This is a genomic window from Streptomyces sp. NPDC013157, from assembly GCF_042899865.1.
GTDB lineage: Bacteria > Actinomycetota > Actinomycetes > Streptomycetales > Streptomycetaceae > Streptomyces.
The window spans coordinates 1-25155 of sequence record NZ_JBIBAK010000035.1; the positions used below are offsets into that span (position 1 = coordinate 1).

21 protein-coding genes and 1 pseudogene are annotated in these 25155 nt (G+C 70.8%); 13 read left to right on the forward strand and 9 right to left on the reverse strand.

Annotated features, from left to right (window positions below):
• Window positions 1-348 precede the first annotated feature (348 nt).
• The 3 genes and pseudogenes from ACFY6U_RS51665 to ACFY6U_RS51675 form a co-directional block, all read right to left on the reverse strand.
• Window positions 349-1880: pseudogene (locus ACFY6U_RS51665) on the reverse strand (ISKra4 family transposase).
• Window positions 1864-2190: a hypothetical protein gene (locus tag ACFY6U_RS51670; protein ID WP_390050050.1), complete on the reverse strand. Its 327-nt coding sequence runs from the start codon at window positions 2188-2190 to the stop codon at window positions 1864-1866. Before ACFY6U_RS51670 ends, ACFY6U_RS51665 begins: the two are co-directional and overlap by 17 nt.
• A gap of 31 nt (window positions 2191-2221) precedes the next feature.
• Window positions 2222-2536, reverse strand: a complete 315-nt coding sequence (locus tag ACFY6U_RS51675) for a hypothetical protein (protein ID WP_390050052.1) — start codon at window positions 2534-2536, stop codon at window positions 2222-2224.
• A 309-nt stretch (window positions 2537-2845) separates the two neighbouring features.
• Here ACFY6U_RS51675 and ACFY6U_RS51680 point away from each other — a divergent pair, with 309 nt between their 5' ends.
• On the forward strand, window positions 2846-3928 hold the full coding sequence (locus ACFY6U_RS51680) for a hypothetical protein (RefSeq protein ID WP_390050054.1): 1083 nt from the start codon (window positions 2846-2848) through the stop codon (window positions 3926-3928).
• A gap of 19 nt (window positions 3929-3947) precedes the next feature.
• The gene (locus tag ACFY6U_RS51685; RefSeq protein WP_390050056.1) at window positions 3948-4490 is read left to right on the forward strand and encodes a cupin domain-containing protein; all 543 of its coding nucleotides are present in this window, start codon (window positions 3948-3950) and stop codon (window positions 4488-4490) included.
• Between the two features lie 17 nt (window positions 4491-4507).
• Here ACFY6U_RS51685 and ACFY6U_RS51690 read toward each other — a convergent pair whose 3' ends face one another.
• Window positions 4508-5431 (reverse strand): LysR family transcriptional regulator, encoded by a 924-nt coding sequence (locus ACFY6U_RS51690; RefSeq protein ID WP_330351314.1) that lies wholly within the window; start codon window positions 5429-5431, stop codon window positions 4508-4510.
• Window positions 5432-5555: 124 nt separating this feature from the next.
• Between ACFY6U_RS51690 and ACFY6U_RS51695 the strand changes: the two genes are divergently transcribed.
• Window positions 5556-6515 carry a LysR family transcriptional regulator gene (locus tag ACFY6U_RS51695; RefSeq protein WP_390050059.1) on the forward strand — a complete coding sequence of 320 codons (960 nt, stop codon included), beginning with the start codon at window positions 5556-5558 and terminating at the stop codon, window positions 6513-6515.
• 43 nt (window positions 6516-6558) lie between these two features.
• On the opposite strand, the gene ACFY6U_RS51700 is transcribed toward ACFY6U_RS51695, so the two are convergent.
• Window positions 6559-7938, reverse strand: coding sequence for an FAD-binding oxidoreductase (locus tag ACFY6U_RS51700; RefSeq protein ID WP_390050061.1), 1380 nt, complete (start codon window positions 7936-7938; stop codon window positions 6559-6561).
• The gene (locus ACFY6U_RS51705; protein WP_390050063.1) at window positions 7935-9068 is read right to left on the reverse strand and encodes an FAD-dependent monooxygenase; all 1134 of its coding nucleotides are present in this window, start codon (window positions 9066-9068) and stop codon (window positions 7935-7937) included. The genes ACFY6U_RS51700 and ACFY6U_RS51705 overlap by 4 nt, the downstream gene beginning before the upstream one ends.
• Before the next feature lie 218 nt (window positions 9069-9286).
• On the opposite strand from ACFY6U_RS51705, the gene ACFY6U_RS51710 reads away from it, so the two are divergent.
• The 4 genes from ACFY6U_RS51710 to ACFY6U_RS51725 are packed head-to-tail and all read left to right on the forward strand — an operon-like array spanning window position 9287 to window position 12399.
• Window positions 9287-9577 carry a putative quinol monooxygenase gene (locus ACFY6U_RS51710; protein WP_390050065.1) on the forward strand — a complete coding sequence of 97 codons (291 nt, stop codon included), beginning with the start codon at window positions 9287-9289 and terminating at the stop codon, window positions 9575-9577.
• Window positions 9578-9583: 6 nt separating this feature from the next.
• On the forward strand, window positions 9584-10564 hold the full coding sequence (locus ACFY6U_RS51715) for a fumarylacetoacetate hydrolase family protein (RefSeq protein ID WP_390050067.1): 981 nt from the start codon (window positions 9584-9586) through the stop codon (window positions 10562-10564).
• Between the two features lie 6 nt (window positions 10565-10570).
• Window positions 10571-11962, forward strand: a complete 1392-nt coding sequence (locus tag ACFY6U_RS51720; protein ID WP_390050069.1) for an aldehyde dehydrogenase family protein — start codon at window positions 10571-10573, stop codon at window positions 11960-11962.
• On the forward strand, window positions 11959-12399 hold the full coding sequence (locus tag ACFY6U_RS51725; RefSeq protein ID WP_390050071.1) for a VOC family protein: 441 nt from the start codon (window positions 11959-11961) through the stop codon (window positions 12397-12399). The genes ACFY6U_RS51720 and ACFY6U_RS51725 overlap by 4 nt, the downstream gene beginning before the upstream one ends.
• A 198-nt stretch (window positions 12400-12597) precedes the next feature.
• Here the strand turns inward: ACFY6U_RS51725 and ACFY6U_RS51730 are convergent, their stop codons facing one another.
• The 3 genes from ACFY6U_RS51730 to ACFY6U_RS51740 are packed head-to-tail and all read right to left on the reverse strand — an operon-like array spanning window position 12598 to window position 17466.
• Complete coding sequence (locus ACFY6U_RS51730) at window positions 12598-14466, reverse strand: hypothetical protein (RefSeq protein ID WP_390050073.1); 1869 nt, start codon at window positions 14464-14466, stop codon at window positions 12598-12600.
• Window positions 14463-15500: an ABC transporter ATP-binding protein gene (locus tag ACFY6U_RS51735; RefSeq protein ID WP_390050075.1), complete on the reverse strand. Its 1038-nt coding sequence runs from the start codon at window positions 15498-15500 to the stop codon at window positions 14463-14465. Before ACFY6U_RS51735 ends, ACFY6U_RS51730 begins: the two co-directional genes overlap by 4 nt.
• Window positions 15490-17466, reverse strand: coding sequence for a dipeptide/oligopeptide/nickel ABC transporter permease/ATP-binding protein (locus tag ACFY6U_RS51740; protein ID WP_390050077.1), 1977 nt, complete (start codon window positions 17464-17466; stop codon window positions 15490-15492). The genes ACFY6U_RS51735 and ACFY6U_RS51740 overlap by 11 nt, the downstream gene beginning before the upstream one ends.
• A gap of 213 nt (window positions 17467-17679) precedes the next feature.
• On the opposite strand from ACFY6U_RS51740, the gene ACFY6U_RS51745 reads away from it, so the two are divergent.
• From ACFY6U_RS51745 to ACFY6U_RS51770, 6 genes are all read left to right on the forward strand, one after another.
• Entirely contained in the window at window positions 17680-18630 is a 951-nt protein-coding gene (locus tag ACFY6U_RS51745; RefSeq protein ID WP_390050079.1) for an ABC transporter permease, read from the forward strand.
• A gap of 249 nt (window positions 18631-18879) precedes the next feature.
• A complete protein-coding gene (locus tag ACFY6U_RS51750; RefSeq protein ID WP_390050081.1) occupies window positions 18880-20484 on the forward strand; it encodes an ABC transporter substrate-binding protein in 1605 nt (534 codons plus the stop codon).
• Window positions 20485-20609: 125 nt separating this feature from the next.
• Window positions 20610-22448, forward strand: a complete 1839-nt coding sequence (locus ACFY6U_RS51755; RefSeq protein ID WP_390050083.1) for a hypothetical protein — start codon at window positions 20610-20612, stop codon at window positions 22446-22448.
• A gap of 107 nt (window positions 22449-22555) precedes the next feature.
• Window positions 22556-23323 carry an SDR family NAD(P)-dependent oxidoreductase gene (locus ACFY6U_RS51760; RefSeq protein ID WP_390050085.1) on the forward strand — a complete coding sequence of 256 codons (768 nt, stop codon included), beginning with the start codon at window positions 22556-22558 and terminating at the stop codon, window positions 23321-23323.
• A 42-nt stretch (window positions 23324-23365) separates the two neighbouring features.
• The gene (locus tag ACFY6U_RS51765; RefSeq protein WP_390050087.1) at window positions 23366-24313 is read left to right on the forward strand and encodes a VOC family protein; all 948 of its coding nucleotides are present in this window, start codon (window positions 23366-23368) and stop codon (window positions 24311-24313) included.
• Entirely contained in the window at window positions 24310-25098 is a 789-nt protein-coding gene (locus tag ACFY6U_RS51770) for an SDR family NAD(P)-dependent oxidoreductase (protein ID WP_390050089.1), read from the forward strand. The genes ACFY6U_RS51765 and ACFY6U_RS51770 overlap by 4 nt, the downstream gene beginning before the upstream one ends.
• Window positions 25099-25155: the final 57 nt, after the last annotated feature.

Below are 25155 nucleotides of genomic sequence, written 5' to 3' on the forward strand. Positions count from 1 at the left end.
TCGACAGGCTCCACGGTCTTCAACTCCACGGCGGTATCAGTCACTTGACGTCTCTCTCATGATCGTCAGATCCGCCGTTAGATTTACACTCCCGGCTGTTCCGCTGGTCCCCACGGCCGGTGACGCTATCGGGCACTTCTGGGACCGGAAGCCGCGAGGCGGAGGCGAGTACATGGCCTCTCGCAGCGAAGGTTGAGCGTTATGACCGAAGGTTGGTGATCGATTGGCGGGCCGGCCGGGTCAGCTGTCGGTGCACGAGGGCCATGTGTCTGCCGCCCACTCCAGCCAGCTCGGCCAGCCCGCCGGCGGAGTGGGAAGGGTGCGGCTCTGTTTGAGTGAGTTCCCGCGTCAGGCTTGAAGTGTGTATATGTGCTGGTCGGGTAAGGGATGGAGCCGTTCGTGCTCTTTCCGGGCGTGGAAGATCCAGTAGTCGGGGAAGTCGCTGTTGCTGATGACGGTGCGGAGGGTGAGGACGGCTTCGGCGCCGGGGACGGTCCACCTGCTGCCGGTGATGTCGAGTCTGTCGGGGACCAGGTGGCGGGCTGCTCCTTCGACGGCGCCGCTGGCGATCGGCCAGCCCGCTGCCAGGGCCTGGTCGTAGTGGACGAAGTCGGCGTTGTTCTCGAGGTATCGGCACGCTTTGTCAGCGGCGGCGCGCTGGTCGTCGCCGAGGTGGTGGCGGTCGGCTTCGGTGCGGATGTCGCGGGCGGCGCCGGGGGCGTCGCTGGCCAGGATCCGGGCGGCCTTGATGCCGACCCAGTCCTCGGCCGCGGGATCGGTGGCGGTGTGGAAACACCGCGAGGCCGCCTTCAGCTTCTCGATCACACGATGTCGAGGACGATGTGGATCGTGGCGCCGCGACGGGCGGCCTCGGTCTGGATCAACTCCATCTGGTGGGCGGCGCCGTCGACCAGCACCACCCAGGTCCGGTGGTGTTCGGGGTCGCGGGCTTCGGCCTGGTCGAACGCGGCGGCGATGACCGTTTCGGCGTCCTCGCGCACGGAAGCGGTGAGCCATTTCGCCCGCGCGACAGGTCCTTTGCGGACGGTACGGTCTCCGGTGCGGCCGCCGGGCGGGGCGATGATGTCGTGCGGGCGGCGGACTGCGGGCTCGGCGTCGTGGACGACGGCGAGGGTGGCCATCCTTTTGCGGCAGGACTTCTCCCCGGTCGACAGCCGGGTGCGGAAGGTGCGCCGGGCCCTGGCGGCGGCCTTCGCGGTGGCCTCGCGCAGGTGGCCCGGGCGCATCACGATTCCCTTCTGGTCGACACTGATCACCAGCAGCCACCCGGCCAGGGCCGGGTGGGCAGTGCGTGCCGTATAGAACGCGGCGACGTCCACGGCCGCGGCCCGCACCAGATCCTCCGCCTGGCGTTTGCCCACCATCCGACCCCCGCAGCTGCGGTCGATCGCTTCCAGCGCGGTGTCGTAGGAACCGCGGGCCGCCTCGAGGACCGCGAGGCGGCGCAGTCCCAGACTGTGCCGCCCGTGAGGCAAGCCCAGCATGGCGTCGGCGGGGTAAAGATTGGCCATGCCCGCGCCGCGCAGAGCGCACCGGGTCACGGTCACCGGCCCCAGCACGGTGGCCAGTTGCCGCCGGTGGCCCCTCTCCAGCCGGCTCCGGCCGCCGGCGAGCGCAGCCCGCTCCTGCGGACCGAGGGCGGACAGGTGGTCCTCCTCACGGCGGGCCCGCCACTCGAGATGGGCCTGCAGGAGCAGCCGGCCCAGCTCCCGGGAGCCCGCTTCGACATCAGCCTCAACCCGTTCATGCGTCGCGGTGAGTGCTTCGGGACTGGACAGGCGAGTGGCCAGGGAAGTGAGGGAAGAAAACACGCGGGCAAAGGGGTCAGCCGCCGCGGCCGTTTCATACGCTGCGTTCATCGGGCTCTCGTCTTCGGACAGTGGCGATCTGGTTGGCACCATCGACGCTAGGGACGAGAGCCCGCCCCCACACCGGCGCGACGCCGCTCGCCGGCTGCGGCTTCCCGCTCCGGCGCACCCGCGCCCGCCCGCCGCGCACCACCCACGCCAACAGGCCCGGCTCGTCCTCGGCCAGCCAGCCCCGCTCCACCAGCCGTTTCAGCTTCGAACGGAACACCTCCACCTTGTTCTTGTCCGTCGACAACCCCAGCGCGGCACACAGATGATGCGCCCGCATCGGCTGCACCGCGTCCTGCAACACCTCGACCATGTCCCGGTACGAACGCGGCAGCACATCCGCCTCAACCCCCGGCTCCCACGGCGGCACCAGCCGCACCCCGACCGGCGATCCCGCTCCGCTCCACCGACACCGGGACTTCCCCCGAGGCCTCGTCCACGGACACTGTCACCGCCCCCTCGCCGGACAGGATCTCCGTCATCGTCTCCCGTGTGATCTCCAGCCGGGACAGCACAGCCTCCCGCTCGGCAAGACGACCAGCCAACTCCTCCATCCGCGAGCGAAGTTCACTGATCTCGGCCCGAGCAGCCGCCTCCCGCCGCTCGAGCTCCTCCAGCCACGACACCATCGCCGCCTCCAAGACCACGTCCCAGGACACGACGATCCGCCGTCCGCGCACGCACGGCAACGGCGCACGGCATCACCAGCTCACTGAGGAAGAGCCGCACCCAATCGGTTTTCCCTGCGTCGGCTGCGTCGTGCGGGCCTGGGACGGCGTCGCGGACGTCCTCGGCGCGGGTACGGCCGGTCCGGCTCGCCACGGCCCCTGCAAACCTCACCGCGCGCCGTCGGGCCAGACGCGTCGCGCGATGTTTGAGATCGGTGGTGGTGATGGCCGGGAGGGTTGCCGGTGCCACGTGGCTGCGGCTGACTGTCACGTGACACACGGTGATTGGAGACGGGACCCATGCCCACACTCGACCGCGAGAGACTGAAGAGTCTGGCCGACCTGTTGCTGGAGTCGATGGCGAAGCGCGACGCCACGCTGCTGCCGCTGGCGCGAACGTATGCCATGACGAAGAACAACGGGCCGTCGTCGCCGGGGATGGCCGACATCTGGCGCACCGTCACCGGCTACAAGGCACCGGCCGACTTCCAGTACGTGATCGACACCCCGGCGCAGCAGGTGTTCGTGACCGCCGAGGTCGACGAGGGCGGCGTGCCCGCTCTCCTGTGGGGGCGGCTGAAGGCCGAGGACGAGCTGATCACCGAGATCGAACTGTACATGTGCCGGTCCAACGGCGACTCGGGGTTCATGTTCGACCCCACAGGGCTGCGCAACATGCCGAAGGAGTGGACAGCCTCCGTCCCCGACGCGCAGAAGGCGTCGCGGGAGCGGCTCACCGAGATCGCCCGGTGCGTCTTCGACCCCGGACTCGGCACCCCGGAGACCTCCCAGGAGGGGTACCTGGTCGAGAACGGCGAGCGCGTCATGGGCGACATCACCGTCGAGAAGATGCGCGAGCTGCTGCCATGGGCGACCAAGGAGATGTTCGCCCGCGTCGAGCGCGAGCACGCGCTGCCCAAGGAGTACGACAAGCCGGGCTACGCCAGTCTGCTCCCGGACAAGTCGAGGCACGCCGAGCTCATCGGCCTCGGCTGCGACCTGATGGCCGACCGCCCGGCAGACGACCACGCCCGCATCCTGGTCGACGAGGTGCAGGGCATCGTCGTCAGCCTCGGCATGGTGCCCGGGCACACGTACCCCAGCTTCTACTGGTGGTACCCCATCCTCGAAACCGCGTTCGTGCCGGAGTCGATGCTGCTGGACAACCAGTCCCGCCGGGAGAACGCGGACAGCGACCCGAGCTTCGACCCCAATGTCGGCCGGGACCTGTCGCTGCCCTACATCCCGCTCAGCAAGCCGGTGCCCGCTGTGCTGAGCACCGCCGAGGTGTACCGCTTCTTCGACGGCAGGATCCAGGGCGAGCACCGGCTCATGCAGATCCAGCCGGCGGGCAGCACCTCACCGTGGACCGTCGGCGAATGACCGTGGAGGAATTCTCTCGATGAGCAACTACACCGTTCCCCGCCGGGTGGTCACCGGCCACACCGCCGACGGGGTGTCGGTCGTCCTGAGCGACGCCCCGGTGCCGGTCACCCGGGAGATCCCGGAGGACGGCGTCGCCTTCCACGAGGTCTGGAACACCGAGGGCGCGCCCGCGAGGATCACCGGGGTCGAGCCGGACGAGCCGACCGAGCGCCCCCTGGCGGTACCGCCCCCGCGGCACGGCACCAAGATCCGCGTCAACGAGTTCGCGCCGGGCTTTCTCGACGAGGCGGGACTCCAGTCGCCCGTGCACCGTACGGCCTCGATCGACTACGGGATCGTCCTCGACGGCGAGATCACGCTCATCCTCGAGGACTCCGAGGTGACACTGCGCGCCGGCGACATCGTGGTGCAGCGGGGCACCGACCACGCCTGGGCCAACCGCGGGACGGTGACGGCGCGCGTCGTCTTCGTCCTCGTGGACGGCGAGTTCGAGCACGATCTCGCGGCCTCGCTGCCGGGCGGTCTCGAAGGACTCATGCACGGCGGACCGCGCGACTGACCTCCGTTCCGTCCCGGCTACGCGACGGCGTCCTCGACCTCCACCGCGACGTCGTACAGGAGCTTGCGCAGCCAGACCACGCCCGGGTCGCTCTCCCGGCGCGGGTGCCAGTGGGCGGCCTCGGTGATGTGGACCGTCTCCACCGGCGTCCTCGCCACCACCAGGTCGAGCACGTCGAGGCAGCGCCGCGCGAGCCGGGACGGCACGAAGGCGCACATGTCCGTCCCGGCGACCGCGAAAGGCAGGGGCAGCAGGCTGGTCACGCGCACCAGCACGGTGCGGTCCGCGAGGCCCAGCTTCCCGAGTTCGATCTCCAGCGGGCGCAGGTGCTCTCCGGCCGCGGCGAACTCGGCGACGGCGTGCGGCATCTCCAGCAGGTCCTCAGCGGTCAGCGCCCCGTCACGCAGCCGGGGGTGGCCTCGCGAGACCAGGCAGACCAGCTCGTCGGTGAAGACGGGCTGGACGCGTCCGGGAAACTCGTAGCCCAGCGGTGCTATGACGAGGTCCCGGCGCATGAGCTGAGCCTCGACCTGGTCGCGGCGGACATCGAGCGGGTCCAGCGCGATCGTGCAGCCCGGCGCGTGCCGCGCGAGCAGCCGGGTCAGCGGCTCGGCGAGAACGGTCATGGCGTATTCCGACATCGTCACACTGAACCGCTTCCTGCTCCTGGCGGCATCGAACGCGCGTTCGTTGCCCAGTAGTGCCTCGGCGCCTTCGAGTGCCTCGGCCACCACCGGCTGGAGCCGGGCGGCGAGCGGGGTCAACTGGAATCCCCGGCCGTCGCGGATCAGGAGGTCGTCCCCGAAATGTCTGCGCAGCCGGTTGAGCGCGCCGCTCATGGCGGGTTGGCTCATGGTCATGCGCTCGCCGGCACGCGTGAGATTGCGTTCCTCGAGCAGGGCGTGCAGGGCCGGGAGAAGGTTCGCGTCGACTTCCCGCAACCGCTCCCTCACATGATTCTCATGAACAGCCAATTACGTCATCTCCCTGTCGCGGTGACTATATGCGAATACGTTGCCCGCCCCTCCAGGAGGCGGCGGGCAGCCGGCCAGAAAGGGGCGAGCAATGGCGCTCGGCAGTACCGACCTCAACCTGCTGCTCCCATTGAAGGTGTTGCTGGAGGAAGGGAGCGTCACGCGGGCCGGCCGTCGGCTGGATGTCGGGCAGCCCGCGATGAGCGCGGCGCTGGCCCGCCTGCGCCGGCGCTTCGACGACGAACTCCTGGTCCGCAACGGCCGCGAGTACGAGCTCACGCCCCTCGCCAAGGACCTGCTGCCCGAGGTACAGCGGGCCGTGCGGCTCATCAGTTGCGCGCTGGACCTTGAGGACGAGTTCGACCCGGCCAGGAGCCGGCGCACGTTCCGTCTGACGATGAGCGACTACGCGATCGCCGTGGTGCACGAGCCGCTGGTGCGTCTGGTCGAGGCGGAGGCGCCCGGCGTGCGTCTCGACATCAGCCACCTCGAGGCCCACGCCGCCTTCTCCGACCGGATCCTGGTCGACAACGACGTGCTGATCGTGCCGACGGGCCACGGCTTTCCGGGCATGTCGCGCCCGGTGTGGACGGACCGTCTGGTCGTCATCGCCGACCGTGGCAACCCGCGGCTGAGCGACGGCTGCCTGTCCCTGGACGATCTCGCCGCACTGCCGCACGCGATCTCGTCCTACGGGCCGGGTGCAGTCACGGCGGACGAGCGGATCTTCGGCGAGCTGCGCATCGAGCGCCGGGTGGCGTTGCAGGTCCACGGCTATCTTCCGCTGCCGTTCGTGATCGAGGGGACCGAGATGGTGGCGGTCGTGCCGGAGAGGCTCGCGTGCATGCTGATACGCCCGTCCAGCCGGCTGGTCACGGTGGAGCCTCCGTTCGGGCAGGTGCTCCTGACCGAGAACTACTGGTTCGCCGAGGACCGGCTGGCCGACCCGGCGCACCGCTGGCTGTTCGGCCGCCTCGACGCCGTGCGCGACGAGCTCGCGGCTACCGGAACCGTGCGGGCCGACCTCGCACAGGCCCGCGGCGCCGCCTGACCGGCGGCCGGAGCCCACCCCACAGTGGGCTCCGGCCGCCGTGCTACGCCTGCCAGTGGTTGGCGTTGGCCGCACCGTCCGGGCCGGCGAGGTACCCGACGAACAGGCCGTCCGGGTCGCGTACGGTGATGATCTTCCGCAGGCGTTCCCACGACGCGTCGGAGACGAAGCGCAGCTGGCGGCGGGCGAGGTCGGAGTCGCCGAGGTACTGGCCGACGGTGACCGGCTGGAGTTCGGCCATCGCGGCCGCGAGCCACGCCTGGTTCCGCGCGTCCTCCTCCTCGTCCTCCCACAGCACGTAGCTGGCGAGGTAGATCTCGCTCTGCAGCGAGAACGCCATGTCGGGCAGTTCACGCAGCGGCGCCATGCTGAACCAGATCGTGAACGACTTCGCGGTGGGCAGGGTGGTGTAGACGCGGCGCGCGGCCCCGACGACGTCCGCGGGTGATCCGGAGATCCAGGCGTTGTCGACCGCCCAGCGGTGGCCCTCCGGGTTCGCGGCGAGCTGGTGCTCCCGCTCGCGCTCGAACGTGGTCGGTTCGTTGTCGACGACGAACAGGGCCCGCTCCAGGGCGGGGTTCGTGCGGAACGGGGCGAGCGCCCGGTCGGCCTCGTCGGCGTCGTCGACCATCGCCACGGCGGTCACCAGGAGCACGGGCTCGTCGCCGAGGTGGGGGTCGGTCTTGGTCAGGGCGACGATCTCGACCGTGTCGGCGACGGTGCCGTGGAGGGTGTGCAGCCACGTCATGACCTCGTCGAAGTCGCTCAGTCCGAAGCCCTGCACCGTGTGGGCGAGGTGGCGCGGCTCGGGCAGGGTCCGCAGGTGGAAGCGGGTGACGATGCCGGGGAAGCCGGGTCCCGCGCCGCGGGCGGCCCAGTACAGGTCACTGTGGTGCTCGGCGTCGGCACGGACCAGCTCGCCGTCGGCCGTGACGACGTCGACGGCCGTGACGTACTCCGCGGCCCAGCCCCAGCCGCGGGCGTTCCAGCCCTGGCCGCCCTGGAGCAGGAAGCCGCCGAGGCCCACGCTCGGGCAGTGGCCGCCCGGGAAGAAGCGGCCGTACTCCGCGAGGTAGGGCGCCAGTTCCAGGCCGCCCCGCACGGCCGGGGTCGCCCGCACGACCTGGGTCCCGGGGTCGTACGACATCTCCTTGAAGCCGCCGAGGTCGAGCACCAGGGCGTCCTCGCGCAGCGACCACTGCGCCCAGCTGTGGCCGCCGGAGCGGACGGCCACCTGCCAGCCGCGCTCGCGGGCCAGCCGGACGCCGTTGACGATGTCGCGTTCGCCGGCGACCCGCAGGACGGCTGCCGGGACGCGTTCCGGCAGCCGCCGGTTGAAGATCCGGTCGACGGCCGCCTCGTCGAAGCCGGCGTCGCCGCGCAGCAGGAGTTCGCCGTCGAAGTGCGGCGTGGGCGCGCTCACGCCTCCTCCATCACGGCGTGCAGGGTCTCACCCATGACCCCGCCCGGGTCGGCGCCCGGGGTGTCGGGGTGGATCTCCCACTCGGCGAGCCGGAGGCTGTTGTCGAGGACCATCCGCACCCGGGGGAAGCGGCGGGCCATGAACGCGGGCAGCACGTCGTCGGTCTTGTCGCCGCCGGTGAGCATCTCCGCCAGCACGACGGCGTCCTCGGCGCACATCGCCGCCCCTTGCGCGATCAGCGGTGGACACGCGTGGGCCGCGTCACCGATGATGATCGTACGGCCGCGGTACCACGGGGACTCGACCCGCATCGCCTCGATCCACTGGTAGTTCACTATCGCGTCGTCCGCGATGCCGTCGCGCACCTGGCCCCAGGTGCCGCCGTAGCCCTGGCCCCGCTCCTTGAGGACGGCGCCCTTCGGGCCCTCCCCGACGAACGAGCGGTCGAGGTTGCCCTCGATGAGGAAGGCGTAGCAGAGCTCGTCGGAGATCGGGGTGTAGCCGGCCTTGAACTTGGGACCGCCGTAGTACAGCTCGGAGCAGTCCATGGCCTCCGGGCGGCGGGCCACGGTGCGCCAGATGCCCATCCCGACCGGGGTCGGGAGGTCGGTGATGCCGATCATCCCGCGGACCTTGGAGCGGATGCCGTCGGCGCCCACCAGCAGGTCGACTCTCTCCCGGGTGCCGTCGGACAGCTCGACCGTGACGCCGTCGCCGGTGTCCTCGAAGTCCTCGACGGTGGTGCCCAGCCGCACGTCGACACCTGCCGCCGGCAGGTCGGCCGCGATGATGGCCGCGAGGTCGCCACGCAACGCGCCCATGGTGGGCGGTAGTTCGGCGCCGCCCATCGCCGGGGTGTCGATCTCCGTCAGGAGGGTGCCGTCGGCGTGGCGCAGGCGTACCTTGTCGAAGGCGTAGGCGTGCGCGGCGAGCCGGTCGTAGATGCCCACCGACCTGAAGGCCTTGAGGGCGTTGCCCTGCAAGGTGATGCCGTGGCCGACGCCGCCGAGGTCGGTGCGCAGGTCGACCAGTACGACCTCGACGCCCCGCTTCCTCAGGGCGAGGGCGAGCACTCCGCCCGTGATGCCGCCACCGACGATCAGGACGCGGCGAGTCTGCGAATGGGGCATGTGGGGTCCCTCCTTGACTGCGTGACGCGTCACACACTCACCCCTGTCGGCCGGGGGGAGAACCCTGCACCGACTGATACCTGGCATCGCCGTTCGATGGCCCCCGTGAGCGTGATGCCTGCCATCGCCACCAGCGCTTATGAAGGGGATGAGAACCGGTCCTACTGTGAGGGAACTCGCGACCCACGCGAATCACTGCCCCTTCGAAGGAGTCACCCATGGCCTACGTCGTGACGGCGATCTGGACCGCGCAGCCGGGACAGGAGGATGTCGTCCGGGATGCCATCGAGAAACTCACGCCGCCCTCGCGCCAGGAGCCGGGCAACCGCTTCTACCAGGCGTACGAGAGCCCCGAAGAGCCGGGCGTCTTCCGCCTGTTCGAGATCTACGACGACGAGGCCGCGTACCAGGCGCACGGCGCGTCGGAGCACTTCGCCGAGTACGGGCACGGCCGGGCGATCCCCGTGCTGGCGAAGCGTGAGCGGGCGTTCTACGAGACGATCGGCTGAGGCTCGGTGAAGCTGGCTGCCTTCCGTCGCCGCACCGAGCCCCCCGGCGTGCGCCACGTCGGGCTGGTGGTGGGCGACGGATCGGAATGGTGGATCCATCCCTTCCCGCCCGGCACCGAGATGGTGCCGATGCTCGCCGCGGACGCCGCGAGCCGCGAGGCGGCGGCCGACACGGCCGCGCAGGCGGACGGGATCCGCCTCAGGGATCTCGTGCTGCTGCCGCCGGTCTACCCGGTGGCGATGCGCGACTTCCTCACCTTCGAGGCGCACGTCGACGGCATGGAACGGGGCCACGGAAACCCCGGCCCGCCCGAGGCCTGGTACGAGGCCCCGGTCTTCCTGTTCATGGCACCGCACGCGGTGACCGGCCCCTACGACGGCATCGCGATGCCGCCCGACACCGCCCGCCTCGACTTCGAGCTGGAGATCGCGGCCGTGATCTGCCGTGACGTCCGCAACGCGAGCGCCGAGCAGGCCAGGGCGGCCATCGGCGGCTACTGCGTGATGAACGACTGGTCGGCCCGGGACATCCAGAGCCGGGAGATGACGCTGAAGCTCGGCCCCTCCAAGGGCAAGGACTTCGCGACGACGATCGGTCCCTGGATCGTCACCCCCGACGAACTGGACGGCTGCCGGGACAGCGACGGCTTTCTGGACCTCGGGATGACGGTCAAGGTCAACGGGGTGAGCGTCGGATCAGACCGGTCCGGCCACATGGGCTGGTCCTTCGAGCACATGGTGGCGCACGCGTCGCGGGCGTCGTGGGTGAAGGCCGGCGAGGTGCTCGCCTCCGGCACCTGCGCCTCGGGCTCGCTCGCCGAGTCCTGGGGGCGCACCGGCGCGCTCGACCCCCCGCCCCTGCAGATCGGGGACGTGGTGGAGATGTCGATCGACCGCCTCGGCACCATCCGCAACGAGATCGTGCCCGCCGAGGACGCGGCTCCCCCCGTCCCGCCGGCGCGGCGCCGCGTACGTCAGGAGACCTGATCGACCATGGTGTTTCCCACCGAGAAAGAGGTCGTCACCCGCAACCCGGCCACGGGCGAGGTGCTCGGCCGCTATGCGACCCACGACCGGGCAGCCGTCGAGGGGGCGCTGGCCCAGACCCACGCCGCCGCCGCGCGATGGCGTGCCACCGGGCTCGCGCAACGCCTCACCCTGCTGCGCGACATCGGCAAGCTGCTGCTCGAACGCCGCGACGACTACGCGGCGTTGATCACCGCCGAGATGGGCAAGCCGATCTCCGAGTCCCTCGCCGAGATCGACAAGTGCGCCTGGAACTGCTCGGTGGTCGCCGAGAAGGCTCCCGAATGGCTCGCCGACCACGAGGTCGAGGCCGGCCGGTCGCGCTCGTGGCTCTCGTACGAGCCGCTCGGCGTCGTGTTCGCGGTGATGCCGTGGAACTACCCGTTCTGGCAGGTGATCCGGTTCGGCGCGGGCGCCGTCGCCGCCGGGAACGCCGTGCTGCTCAAGCACGGCCCGGACGTCACCGGGGCCGCCCTCGCGATCGAGGAGCTGTTCGCCGACGCGGGCGCGCCGCCCGGGCTGCTGCGGTCCGTGGTCGTCGCGGCGCCGGACGTGCCCGAGGTCAGCGAGCTGATCATCCGGGACCCGCGGATCGCCGCGGTCACCCTCACCGGAAGCGAGCGGGCGGGAACGGCGGTCGCCTCGGTCGCCGGCTCCGCCGTCAAGCCCTCCGTGCTCGAACTCGGCGGCTCCGACCCGTTCGTCGTGCTCGCCGACGCGGACATCGAGGCCGCGGCGGCGGCGGCCGTCACCTCCCGCTTCGGGAACGTCGGTGAGAGCTGCATCGCGGGCAAGCGGTTCATCGTGCACGAGGCGATCGCCGACGCGTTCGTCGCCGCCTTCGTCGACCGGGTCGGGATGCTGAAGGTCGGCGACCCGACCCTGCCGGCGACCACGCTGGGCCCGATGGCCCGGGCGGACCTGCGCGAGGGCCTGCTGCGCCAGATCCAGGAGACCGTGGCGCAGGGCGCCACCCTGGTGACCGGTGGCGAGGCGCTCGACGGGCCAGGCAACTTCGTCGCGCCGACCGTCCTCGACCATGTCACCCCGGGCATGACCGCCTTCGTCGAGGAGACGTTCGGGCCCGCGGCGGCGGTGGTCCGGGCCCGCGACGACGAGCACGCGGTCGAACTGGCCAACGACACGGCGTTCGGGCTCGGTTGTGCCGTGTGGGGCGTCACCGAGCACGCGCTCGCGGTGGGCCGGCGCATCCGGTCGGGCGCCCTCTTCGTCAACTCCGTGGTGGCCTCCGATCCGCGGCTGCCGATCGGCGGCATCGGCCGCAGCGGCTACGGCCGGGAGCTCTCGGCCGAAGGCAGCCGCGAGTTCACCAACGTCCGTACGGTGGTGGTGGCGTGAGCGGGCCGGCCGCCGGCCGCCTGGACCACGTCGGCCTGAACGTCGCCGATCTCGAGGCGATGAGCGAGTGGTACGCGGCCGCTCTGGGACTCGGGACGGAGTTCAGGTTCGAGGTCCCGGAGGTGGGTCTGCGCGGCACCATGCTGCACAGCCCGCACGGTCACCGGATAGAACTGATCCACCGTGCCGGCAACGGGGCCGGACTTCAGGTGTCCGGCCCGCTGGAGGCCGCGCTGACCCGCGGATTCGGGCACATCGCACTGGACGTCACGAACGTCGACGAAGCCTACGGCGCGCTGATCGGGGCGGGCGCGACGGACCGTATGAGCCCGAGGCCCTCACCCGACCCCGGGGTCCGCATGGCCTACGTGGCCGACCCCGAGGGCAATCTGATCGAACTGCTGGACCGCACCACCGCCCGGACCTCCACCGGGTGATCCGCTCAAGGGCCCCTGAGTCCCTCCAAGTCCCTCTGCGCCCCGTCGTGTCGAGCGGCGGGGCGCAGTGCTGTGACGTCCGTGCTGTGACGTCCGTGCTGTGACGTCCCGGCAGGGTCGACGCCGCTTCGGCCGTATGACGAAGCCGGCCTTTCGGACCCTGTGACCAGGTCCGGAAGGCCGGCCGGTGGTATCGGATCACACCGGTGAGACGGTGATCGCTCCCCGGTAGGAGCCGGTCCTGAGCGGCACCTCCACGCCGTCGACGGTGAAGCGGACCTCGCCCGAGGCGGCGACGACGCGCGACGACTCGTCGAGGGTGAGGCCGGTCAGGTGCGACGTGCCGGTCACGGTCCAGGTCGTCTCCGTCAGGGAGACGATCACCCCGTTGTTCACGGCCGGTGCCACGGTGTTGGTGACCTCACCGATCAGCCGCCAGTCCGCCGCACCGATGGTGGGCCTGGCGTGCTTGGCGACCGTCGACGAGATCACCCCGCTGAGCGTGCACCGGTCGAGGTCGAGCACCAGGTTCTTCCCGCTCGGCTCGGGCTCGGGCGCGATGCCCGTCTCGCCGCCCATGCGCTGGGGGCCGGTGCCGTTGAACCAGCCGTTGCAGAAGTCGCCGCTGGCCGTGACCTCGGTGAAGGACACCCGGACGTCGCGCTCGTGGCGTTCGGTCACGTCGAACCCCTCCACAGGGCTCGGGTCTCCGGGCTTCTCGTGGTACACACCGGAGTTGACGAGACCGCCGTCCGGTCCGAGGCGCGGGCCGGGGTCGTCGCTGTCGATGATCTGGAGCAGGACACCGTCCGCCGACGCCAGGCGGGTCCCGGCGCCGCCGTCCACGGTGATCCGGGCCGGTACGCCCTTCACCAGGAAGACCGCCTTGCCGGTCTCGAACGAGGCGCCGTCGCGGACGTGCACCTGCGCGACCGGCGCCTCCATGTCGACGCTCGCGTGCAGCATGACGCCGAAGCGGTCGGAACGGACCGTGGTCGGGCGGGGTGCGAGGGCGGCCGACTCCTCGGCGGTGAGGCCGAGTCCGAGCTCCTCGTCCACGGCCGCGACCGACGCGGCGTCGCTGGCGCCGAGGATGACGGTGTCACCGCCGACATCGATGATCATGCCGTAGTCACGGACCCGGAACTCGGTGCCGTAGTGCCGGTGGGTGGCCCCGCCCAGGGCGTAGGCGCCGTAGCCGCTGTCGCCGGTGACGACGACGGTGCTGTTGATCGTGGTCAGGCGTGCCCCGCTGCTGATGTCGTTGGACAGCACCCCCCACTTCTCCGTCTCCAGGTGGCAGTTGACGTACGTCGCGGAGCCGTGGTCGCCCAGGAGCTGGGTGGTGCGGCAGTTGCCGTCCAGGCCCAGCATCCAGGGGACGCTCTTCATCGTGCCGAACTCGGGGTTGGGCACGTAGTCGTCGGGCAGGACGCCTTCCGAGGAGCGCAGGTCGGAGTTCTTCACGACGAGGTCGCTGCCCTGGTCGGCCAGCACGGCGGTGCGGATGACCCCGTGGGTGCGGATGGTGGCGTCCTCCAGGACGAGCCTGGTGCCCTTGCCCGCGGAGACCACGCCCGCGCCCCAGCCGGTGAAGTCGTCGCCGCCGTCGCCGTCGAGCGTGATGTCGGCGCCGCGGACGACGTGGCGTCCGCCGGCCGCGTAGACGCCGCCCAGCAGTGAGCCCTGGGAGACGATGGCGACATCGGCCAGCACCCCTTCCTCGTACGTGGCGCCCGGTGCCGCGGCGAGCACCGACCTGGCCGGTACGACGCCGTCCTGGTCGAGGTAGAGGGCCTGCGCCAGGTGCTGCTGGTAGGCGATGTTCATGAAGGAGAAGTCGACGACGTTGGACTCGGTCACGCTGAGCACGACCTCGCCGCGGTATTCGCCGGGTACCACGTCGCGGTGGACGCCGTCCACGGTGAGGGTCAGCTGACGGCCCTCGGGGGCCACCAGCCGTACACCCGCGGGGATCGTCAGATGGTCTGTCGCCGTGGTGGTCTCCACGGTGTAGGTCGTTCCCGACCGGAGTTCGCCGATGCGGCCGGTGAGGGTGGCGCTCACGCTGTCTGTTTCCTTTCGCCCAGGGTTTCGCTGGCGGTTTCGCTGCGGGTTTCGCTGTGGGTTTCGCTGCCGGCGGGCAGTTCGCCGCTGCGATGGCACGCGACGGAGCGTCCGTCGGAGTGCTCCAGCAGTCGCGGAGCCTCGGTGCGGCAGAGGTCGATCACGTCGGGGCACTGCGGGGCGAAGGGGCATCCCGCCGCCTCGCCGGGGCCCGTCGGCCGCCCGCGCTGCGGGGCGCGGGTGACCCGGGGCGCGTCGACGGCGGCCTCCGGGATCGCGGCGACCAGCGCGCGGGTGTAGGGGTGCCGCGGGCGGGCGACGACGTCCTCAGCCGCGCCCTGCTCGACGAGCTGTCCCCGGTACATGACGAGCACGCGGTCGGACATGTAGCGCACGACGTGCAGGTTGTGGCCGATGAAGAGGTAGCTGAGGTCGTTGTCGCGGCGCAGTTCGCGCAGCAGGTTGAGCACCTGCGCCTGGACCGAGACGTCGAGGGCGCTGACGGCCTCGTCGCAGATCACCAGGGACGGTGACGGCATCAGCGCACGGGCGATCGCGAGCCGCTGCCGTTGTCCGCCGGAGAACTGGGACGGGAAGGTGTCGGCGGCGCTGTGCGGGAGCCCGACCCGGTCGAGCAGGTCCGTCATCCGCCGGTGGGCCTCCGCACGGGGGGCGCCGGCGGCTTCGAGTCCCTCGCGCAGGCTCTGGGAGACCTTCAGCAAGGGGTTGAACGAGCCGTAGGGATCCTGGAAGACGACCTGGATGTCCTGCGCGAGGGCCCGGCGGCTTCTGCCCCGGAGGTGGGTGATGTCCTCCCCCCGGAAGAGGATCCGGCCCTCGGCCACGGGGACGAGGCCCAGCAGGGCCCTGGAGACGGTGGTCTTGCCCGAGCCCGACTCACCGACCAGGCCGAGGGTCTCGCCCACCCGCAGGTCGAAGCTGACGTCGCGGACGGCGGTCGTGGTGCGCCGGCCCGTTCCGAACCGCACGGTGAGGTTGCGGACGCTGAGCAGGACGTCGTCGTCAGCCGGCATGTTCCACGGTTCCTTCCAGCACGGCGACGCTGTGGACGCAGCGCGATCCATGGGTCGCGTCGAGCGGTTCGAGGGTGATCGTGCCGAGTTCGCACTCGGCCGTCGCGTAGGGGCAGCGGGCCGCGAAACGGCAGCCCGTCGTCCCGGTCCATGTCGAGGGGTCGGCCACGGAGCCGCGGATCGTCGGAAGACCGGCGTCGGACAGCGTGTCGCGGCCCGGCTGGCAGGCGATGAGCTGCTTGGTGTAGGGGTGGGCGGGCGTCGTCAGCAGGGTGTCGAGCGGCCCTTCCTCCACCACCTGGCCCGCGTACATCACGATCGTGCGCCGGCACACCTGGGCCACCACGCCCCAGTCGTGGCTGACCAGCACCAGCGCCATGCCCGTCTCGGCCTGGAGGGTGCGCAGCAGTTCGAGGATGCCGGCCTGGACCGTCACGTCGAGGGCCGTCGTGGGCTCGTCCGCCACCAGGATCCGGGGCCGTCCGGCCAGTGCCCGTGCGATGGAGACGCGCTGCGCCATGCCGCCCGACATCTCGTGCGGGAACAGCCGGGCCGTCCGGGCCGGGTCGGGCAGCTGGACCATCTCCAGGAGTTCGAGGACCCGCGCGTGGACCGCCGCGCGGTCCGGGCGGCCGTCCTCGTGGCGGCGCACCACCTCGGCGAGCAGGGCGCCCACCCGCATGGTGGGGTCGAGTGCCGTCATCGGCTCCTGCGAGACGTAGCCCACCGAGCCGCCGCGGTAGTCGGCGAGCTCCCTGCCCTCCAGGGCCAGCACGTCACGGCCGTCGAAGGTGAGGGCACCGTCCGTGATACGGCCGCCCATGCGCAGCAGCGCCCGCGCGACGGAGGTCTTGCCGCAGCCCGACTCGCCGACCAGGCCGACCGCGTCCCCCGGAGCGATGTCGAAGCTGACCCGGCTCGCGACGGCGACGTCCTGGCCGGAGCGGCGGTAGCTCACCGTCAGGTCGCGGACGGACAGCAGGGCGTCACGGGTCGCTGGCGGGACGGTCGTGGCGGCGGGCCCGCCGGTGCCCGCCGGGGCCGCCTCGGTCCGGACGGCCGCCGCCGGCTTGAGCTTGATGGCCGGGGCCGCCTCGGCCCGCCCCCAGCTGCCGACGGTGGCGTCGCGGATGACGTCGCCGAGGACACCGAGGCAGAGGATGACGACACCGATCACGCCGCCGGAGATCAGCAGCAGTCGGGGGTCGCGGCTGAGCAACTGGGCGCCCTCGGCGACCATCGAACCCCAGGTGGGGTTGGGCGGCGTGGTACCGAAGCCCAGGTAGGCGAGGGCGACGGTGAGTTGAAGGGCCATGCAGCACATCAAGGTGGCCTGGACGAGGATGGGTCCGAGGACCCGGCGGAAGACGTGGCGCGCGACGATCCTGCTCGTGGGCACACCCGCGACGCGGGACGCGTCCACGAAGAGTTCGCTCCGCATGGCGAGCACGGGCCCGCGGATGTTGCGGACCATGGGCGGGGCCAGCAGCAGCGCCAGGGCGATGAGCGCGATCGAGAAGTGGTCCTGGAAGACGGAGAGCACCACCAGCACCAGGATGATCACCGGGATCGCCATGCCGATCTCCACGGCGGTCATGACCGCGCGGTCGAACCAGCGGCCCAGATAGCCGGCGAGCAGCCCCAGAGGTACGGCGACGGCGAGGGTGACGACCACGACGAGCAGGGCGTCACCGAGCGACACCAGGCCGCCGTGCAGCAGTCTGCTCAGGATGTCGCGTCCCAGCTCGTCGGTGCCCAGGGGGTGACTGCCGCTGGGCCCTTGGAGCGCCTGCGTCAGGTCCCCGGTGTTGGGAGGGGCCGAGGTGATCAGACCGGCCGCCAGACAAGCGCCCACCACGATCACCAGGATGGCCAGTGGGATGAACGTCGCCGGGCGCAGAAGAGTGCCCCGTAGTCGTCGGGCGCCGGAGCGACGCTCCTTCGCACCGTGGCCTGTCTCGCTCATGACGTCCGCCTCGACTTTCCGTCCTTCGTCGCTCGACCGTCATCGGTGACGGTTCCCAGATACCACCAGGCGAGGGCCCCTGCCGGAACCCGTGCGCAGGGCAGGCGAAGCGATGGCAAGCATCAACGGCTGCGATAACCGGGCGGCGGTGTCCGTCCCTAGGGTGGGCACATGGCTAACCTGCGGCTTGTCACCCTTCGGCGCGATCGACGGATGCATCCGATCCTGCGCCTCGCACTGCACCGGGCGCTCCTGGCGGCCGTGCTCGTACTCGTCGTCTCCGCGGTGACGTTCGTCCTCCTCTCGGTCGCCCCCGGCGATCCGGCGGCCACCCTGCTCGGCGGCTTCGCCACCCCGGCGAAGATCGCGCAGGTGCGGCGGGAACTGGGCCTCGAGAAGCCGTTGTGGCAGCAGTACTGGGACTGGCTCGACCAAGCGGCGCACGGCAGCCTGGGCTCGTCCCTGGTCTCCCAGGAGGCGGTCTTTCCCGAGCTGATGGGCCGGTTGCCGGTCACCCTGTCGCTGGTCGTCGGCACGACGCTGGTGTCGACCGTGGTCGGCGTGGGCGTCGGCGCGTTCAGCGCCGTGCGGGGTGGCCCGGTCGGGCGCTTCCTGGACGTGGTGTCGATGCTCGGGTTCGCCCTGCCGAGCTTCTGGCTCGGCCTGGTCCTGATGGAGCTCTTCGCGGTGCAGTGGGGGCTGCTGCCGGCGACCGGTTACGTGTCGTTCGGTGACTCCCCCCTGCTGTGGCTGCGCTCCCTGGTGCTGCCGGTGGCGACCCTGTCGATCGGCGGTGTCACCGGCATCGCGAAACAGACGCGCGACGCCCTGCTGAGCGAGTGGGGCAAGGACTACGTCGACGCGCTGCGCGCCACCGGCCTGTCCGAGCGGCGCATCCTGCTGCGCCACGCGCTGAAGAACGCCGCCATCCCGATCGTCACCGTCGTCGGGGTCTATTTCGTCGGCATGCTCGGCGGCGCCGTCCTGGTCGAGAACATCTTCGCCATGCCCGGTCTCGGCAGTCTGGCCACGTCGTCGACGGGTCAGGGGGACATCCCCGTCGTGCTCGGCATCGCGGTCCTGTTCTGCCTGATCGTGGTGCTGGTCAACTTCCTGGTAGACGTCGCCTACGGCCTGCTCAACCCCCGGGCCCGTGCGGCCTGACCCGTTTCGCCCCAGGGCTCCGGCCACGGCGTGCACCGCCGTGGACGGGGCCTTTTTCCCGTTCGGGGGGGGAGGCCCGCGGTCATCACAGGCCGCAATGCCTCACATCGAGACGGTGTGGTTGCTGCGGTTCGACCCAGGCTGCTGTGATCTGGGACACCGAGCCGACGGCAGCGACGGACCGCTGCTCCGTGGCAGCGGCATCCCACCCACGCACACCGAGAACGAGCTCCGTGAAGGGAGCAATCCATGGCTGAGGTCAAAAGGCTTCGGCGGGGGCTGGCCGGCCTGTGTACGGCAGGAGCCCTCGTGGTCCTGACCGCCTGCTCGGGCAGTTCCACGCCCGGCACCGGCGGGAGCTCCACGGCCGCTTCGAGCCTCACCGACGCGACGAACGTCAAGCGCGGCGGCACGCTCACGATCGCCGAGTCGTCCCCGTTCCCGATGGACCCGGCGATGGCGTCCCCGCCGTTCGTGCTGGCCGCGGCCTACGACTCGCTGATCCACCAGAACGTCGACAACACCTACTCGCCCGACCTCGCCACGTCGTGGAGCATGAGCGACGGGAACCGCCTCTTCAAGCTGAAGCTGCGCAAGGGCGTCAAGTTCTCCGACGGCACCGCTATGACGGCCGACACCGTCGCCGCCTCCCTGAAGCGGATCGTCAAGACGCCTGGCCCCAACGGGTCGATCGGACCGGTCAAGAGCGTCACCGCGGTCGGTGACGACGAGGTCGACGTCGCCTACTCCAAGGCGGTGCCGGAGAGCTTCGCGGTCAACACGTTCAGCCAGGCGGACAACTTCGGCATCATCGTCGGCCCGACCGGCACCGCGAAGCCCAGTACCCTCTCGAAGGCCTCGGACGGCGTGGGGCCGTACAAGCTCGACCCCTCGCAGTCCAACAGCTCCAAGACGACCTTCATACCGAACGCCAACTACTTCAACCAGAAGGCGATCAAGTTCGACAAGGTCGTCGTCACCCAGATCCCCGACGCGACCGCGCGACTGAACGCGCTGCGCAGTGGCCAGGTCGACTACGTCTTCGACGACGGCACCGCCAACGCCGCCAGCGCCCAGTCCGCCGGACTCCAGATCTCCCAGCACGGCTCATTGCTGCCGTCCCTGGTGCTGGAGAACCGCACCTCCGGCCCGCTGGCCAAGCTCGAGGTGCGTCAGGCGATCGAGTACGCCGTCGACCGCTCGGCCATGATCAAGTCGCTGTTCAGCGGGATCGGCACCGCGCAGAGCAGTGTCGGCATCAAGGGCCTGGGCGGCTACGACAAGAAGAACTCCGACCCCTACCCGTACAACGTGGCCAAGGCGAAGGCGCTGCTGAAGAAGGCCGGATACCCCAACGGTCTGACCATCAGCACGCTCGACTTCTCCCAGCAGGACGCCAACGGCAGCCTCGCGCAGGCCTTCGCCAGCCAGCTCAAGGCCGTCGGCATCACGCTGAAGATCCACGTGATCAGCACGGGCTTCACGCAGTTCCTGACCGCGATCTCGTCGAAGAAGTACGACGCCGTGGTCACCAACCTCCCGGGCAACGACATCTACACCGAGTACAACCAGTTCCTCGGCAAGGGCACCGTGGGCAACGGCTTCGGCGTGGTGGACTCCACGGTCGACCAGCTCATGGCGGCGGCCGGCACGGCCTCCGCCTCGGAGGAGGACACCGCGATGCAGGCGATCACGAACCGGATCGACCAGCAGGCCTGGATCGTCTCGGCCGGCGTGATCCCCACCATCGACCTCGCGGCGAGGAACCTCGTCAACATCGCGCCCGACGGCAGCCCCAACTCGCAGCCGTACGCCTTCGACCCGACGGCCAAGTCCTCCTGGTACCTGAAGTGACCGGCCGTCAGCGCCCCTGGCCTCCGGCCCGGCACCGCTGATCCCCGGCCGGTCCGAGGCTCCGGGAGCCGCCGCGCGCCCCGGGCCGGCCACCGTCCGCGCCCCCGACCAAGGACTCGCCCACCATGACCGACTCCCTCCAGGACCGCACCGAATCCGACGCGCTCGTCGTGCGCGGCGGCGAGGTGCGCACTCTCACGCGGACCACGCGGGTGCGTTCGCTGACCGTCGCCGACGGCGGGTCCCTGACCGCGCCCGAGGGCCACCACCTCACGGTGACCGTCGACGGCGTCGAGACCGGCTCGAAGCTGCTCTCCACCTACGCGACGACGACCGCCGTCGCGCCGGGCACCTACCGCGGCGACGTGGTCGTCACGGTCACCGAGGACCACCCGGCCTCCGTCATGGACGCCCCCTTCCATCTGCGCCAGGCGGTCTACGTCGACGCGGACGGCGTCGTGGACGCCAAGTCCGTACCGTCCGCCGTACGCGGCGGCACCTACGACGGCCGCTCCGCCCGCGGCGTCACCGTCACCTCCACCGGCGAGGCGTTCAACGGCTTCTACATCGCGGGCGGCGAGTACGAACTCACCGACGCCACCTTCGACTTCGACGGCAACGGCCGAAGCGACTTCTCCGCCCAGGGCGCGGCCGTCGTCGCGAAGGGTCCCACGACCCGCCTCACCGTCGACGGCGCGACGATCCGCACCCGCGGCGCCGTGCGCGCCGGTGTCGTCGCCGACGACGGCGCCCGCGTGGTCGTGAAGAACTCCGTCATCACCACCACCGACGGCACCCTGCCCGACGACTACGAGGACGTCCTCGGGCCGGGCATGATGACCGTGCCCTGGCCGCTCGGCCTGTCCGGCAACGTCCGCTCGGTCGTCACCCTCGGCGATCTGACCCGGGCCACCTATGTCGCCTGCTCCGTCACCTCCAGCAACTGGGGCGTGCTGGCCAGCGACGCGGTCGGCTCCAGCACCATGCTCGGCAACCTCGACGTTCCGCTGCGCCTGAGCGCCGTCAACGTGGACGCCGTCATCACCGGCAAGGACGGCTACGGCGCCTACGCCGACGTCAACGCCGTCGACACGTTCCTCGGCACCCGCTTCACCGGCGTCACCTACGGCCTTGTCCTCAGCGGCGGCTCGGTCGCCCTCGGGGACAGCACGCACGCGCAGGTCGCGCAGCTCGACGCGGACCTGGAGACCGGCCTGAGCGACGAGGAGATCGCCGCACTCCCCGAGCGGGCGAGCGTCATCGAGTCGCGACGGTTCGGGGCGCTCCTGCACCAGTTCCCGGGCAGCGTCCTCTCCGTCACCGGAGGCACCCGGATCTCCAGCGCCGGCACGGTCTTCCTCAACAAGGGCGTCAAGGCGGACATCACCGTCGACGGCTCGGGCGGTGCCCGGCTGGAGGCGGGCAACGGCGTGCTCTTCCAGTTCATGGACTCCGACGACCCGATCATCAACTCGGGCGACTTCGACGACGTACGCGCCGTGTACGCCCCGCCCACCGGCCCCGCTCGGCGCGACCCGGAGTGGGACGTCACCGAGGTGCACGACGACGACAGCGTCGCGCGGTTCACCGACATCGACCTGCGCGGCGACTTCTACAACGGAGCCCGCGCCGGCCGGAACATCGCGCTGACGTTCACGCGGACCTCGCTGCACGGCGTGATCTCCGCCTCCGTGGCCGAGCACCGGGTGGCGGCGATCGGCCCCGAGCAGTACCGCGAGCTCGGCGAGGTCGACAACACCGCCGCCCCCGCCGTGAACAACGGTGTGATCGTCACCCTCGGCACGGGGGCGAGCTGGACGGTCACCGGCACCAGCCACCTCACCGGGCTCGTCCTGGACGCGGACGCGACGCTCACCGCCGGCACCGTCACCGTCGACGGTGTGCCGACCGAGCCGAAGCCCGGCACGTCGTACCACGGCGCGATCGAGATCACGACAGCCTGACCCGACGCGCCCCACCCCCACACGAAACCTCGACACACGCAGACATTCGACGCACGCAGACATTCGGCACACGCAGACATTCGGCACACGCAGACAGAGGAGCAACCATGGCAGGCCGTCTGGACGGCAAGATCGCGCTCATCACCGGCATCGGCAGCGGGATGGGACGGGAGGCGGCGCTGCGCTTCCTGCGGGAGGGCGCGAAGGTCGTCGGCTGCGACATCAAGGAGGAGGGCATCGCCGAGACGGTCCGCCTGGGCCGCGAGGCCGGTGGCGAGATCGAGGGCTTCGCGCCGGTGAACCTCTCCGACGCCGCCGCCGCGGAGAAATGGGTGGAGGACGCGGCCGCGGTCTTCGGCGGCGTCGACATCCTCTACAACAACGCCTCGCACCCGGTGTTCGGCCCGATCGACGAGATGCCGGTCGAGACCTGGGACTACGGCATCGCCAACGAACTCAACCTCGTCTTCTACACCACCCGCACCGCGTGGAAGTACCTCAAGCGCAGTGGTGGCGTCGTCGTCAACATCGGCTCGATCGCCGGCACGCGCGGCGTGGAGTTCATGCCGCAGAACGTCCACGGCACCGCCAAGGCCGGCGTCATCAACCTCACCCAGCAACTCGCCGTCGAGGGCGCGCCGCACAAGATCCGCGCCGTCGCCGTCAGCCCCGGCTTCATCGTGACCCCGGCCACGGCCTGGCTGGTCGACAACGGCGACGACGCGTTCAAGAGCAACATCGCCCGCATCCCGCTGGGCCGTCCGGGCGCCCCCGAGGACGTCGTGAGCGCGGCGGTCTTCCTCGCCTCCGACGAGGCGGCCTGGATCACCGGCGTCAACCTCGTCGTCGACGGGGGCGGCACGGTCCTGGGCTGACCTGCGGCCCACCGAGCACCGAGCGAAGGAACAGTCTGACCCATGAGCCACCTCAACGAACACGGCATCACCCATCTGCGCCACGTCGACCTGGCCGTGCCCGACTACGAGACACAGCGGACCTTCTACAAGGAGGTCTGGGGCCTCACCGAGACGGGCACCGACGGTGACCTGTCGTACCTGGCGGCCGAGGGCTCGCCGGAGCAGTACGTCATCCGCCTGCGGAAGTCCGCCGACAAACGCCTCGACCTGATCGCCTTCGGCGCCGACAACGCCGCCTCGGTCGACGCCCTCGCCCAGCAGCTCGGCAGCCGGGGCGTTCAACTGGTCAGCGAGCCCGGCGAGTTGCAGACCGCGGGCGGCGGCTACGGCTTCCGCTTCTTCGACATCGACGGACGCACGATCGAGATCAGCGCCGACGTCGAGACGCGCCGACACCGCGCGGTCGAGGAGGGCGAGTCCGTCCCCGTACGGCTCTCCCACGCGGTGATGAACAGCACCGACCCCAACAAGACGCGAGACTTCTACGCCGACGTACTCGGCTTCAAGCTGTCGGACACGCTCTGGGGCGAGCACATGGGCGAGATGATGCACTTCATGCGGTGCAACGACTGGCACCACAGCCTCGCCATCGCCCGCGGCCCGCACACGTCCGTGCACCACGTCTCCTTCGAACTGCGCGGCCTGGACGAGTACATGAGGGCCACCGGACGGGCCATGCGGGCCGGTACGAAGAAGATCTGGGGGCCGGGCCGGCACAACGCCGGCAACAACACCTTCAGCTACTTCCTCGACCCCAGCGGCAACACGATGGAGTACACCACCGAGCTGGCCCGGCTCGACTCCGACATATGGCACCCGCAGGTGTTCGACATCGCCGACCCCGACACGCAGGACCTGTGGGGCACGGCGGACCCGATGAGCGAGATCATCGCTCGGGACAGCTTCAACGACCCCGACAGCGGCGTGTTCGTCGCCCCGCCGGTATGAGCCCCGTGAACCCGGCCGCGAGTGGCCGGCTGGCCGGCAAGGTCGTTGTCGTCACCGGAGCCGCGCGCGGCCAGGGGGCCGCCGAGACCGAGGCGCTCGCCGCCGAAGGCGCGCACGTCATCGCCACCGATGTCCTCGACTTCGAGTACGCCGGTGGCGACCGGCCGGGCGGCGGCGTCACCCAGCTCCGCCACGACGTCACCGACGCGGCCGGCTGGGCCGAGCTGGCGGAGTTCGCCGGTGAGCGGTACGGCCGCGTCGACGCGCTGGTCAACAACGCGGGAGTGGCGGCCCGCGAGCGGATCCCGCATGTGTCGGCCGAGGCGTGGGAGCGCACGTTCGCCATCAACGTGACCGGCCCCCTGCTGGGCATCCAGGCGCTGGTGCCGCTGATGGCGCCGGGCTCCAGCATCGTCAACATCTGCTCCGTCGCCGCGGTGTCGGGGCACGCGGCGGCGGCGTACACGGCGAGCAAGTGGGCGCTGCGCGGGCTCACCCGCTCCGCCTCGCTGGAGCTCGGCGAGCGCGGAATCCGGGTCAACGCGGTCATGCCGGGGCTGATCGACACCCCGCTGATGGCCTCGGCGCCGCCCGCGTTCCAGACCGCCGCGGTCGCGGAGATTCCCCTGGGCAGGGTGGGGGTTCCCGCCGACATCGCCCCGACGATCGTCTTCCTCGTCTCGGACGACTCCGCCTACTACAACGGCGCCGAGCTGGTGATCGACGGCGGCATGACCGCCCATGTGTCGCACAAGCACATCGCGGACGCCACGCGCCCGTCCTGAACGCCGGACGAGCGCGGGCGGTGGGACGCGCCGCGGTCGACGCCGTACACGCGTCGA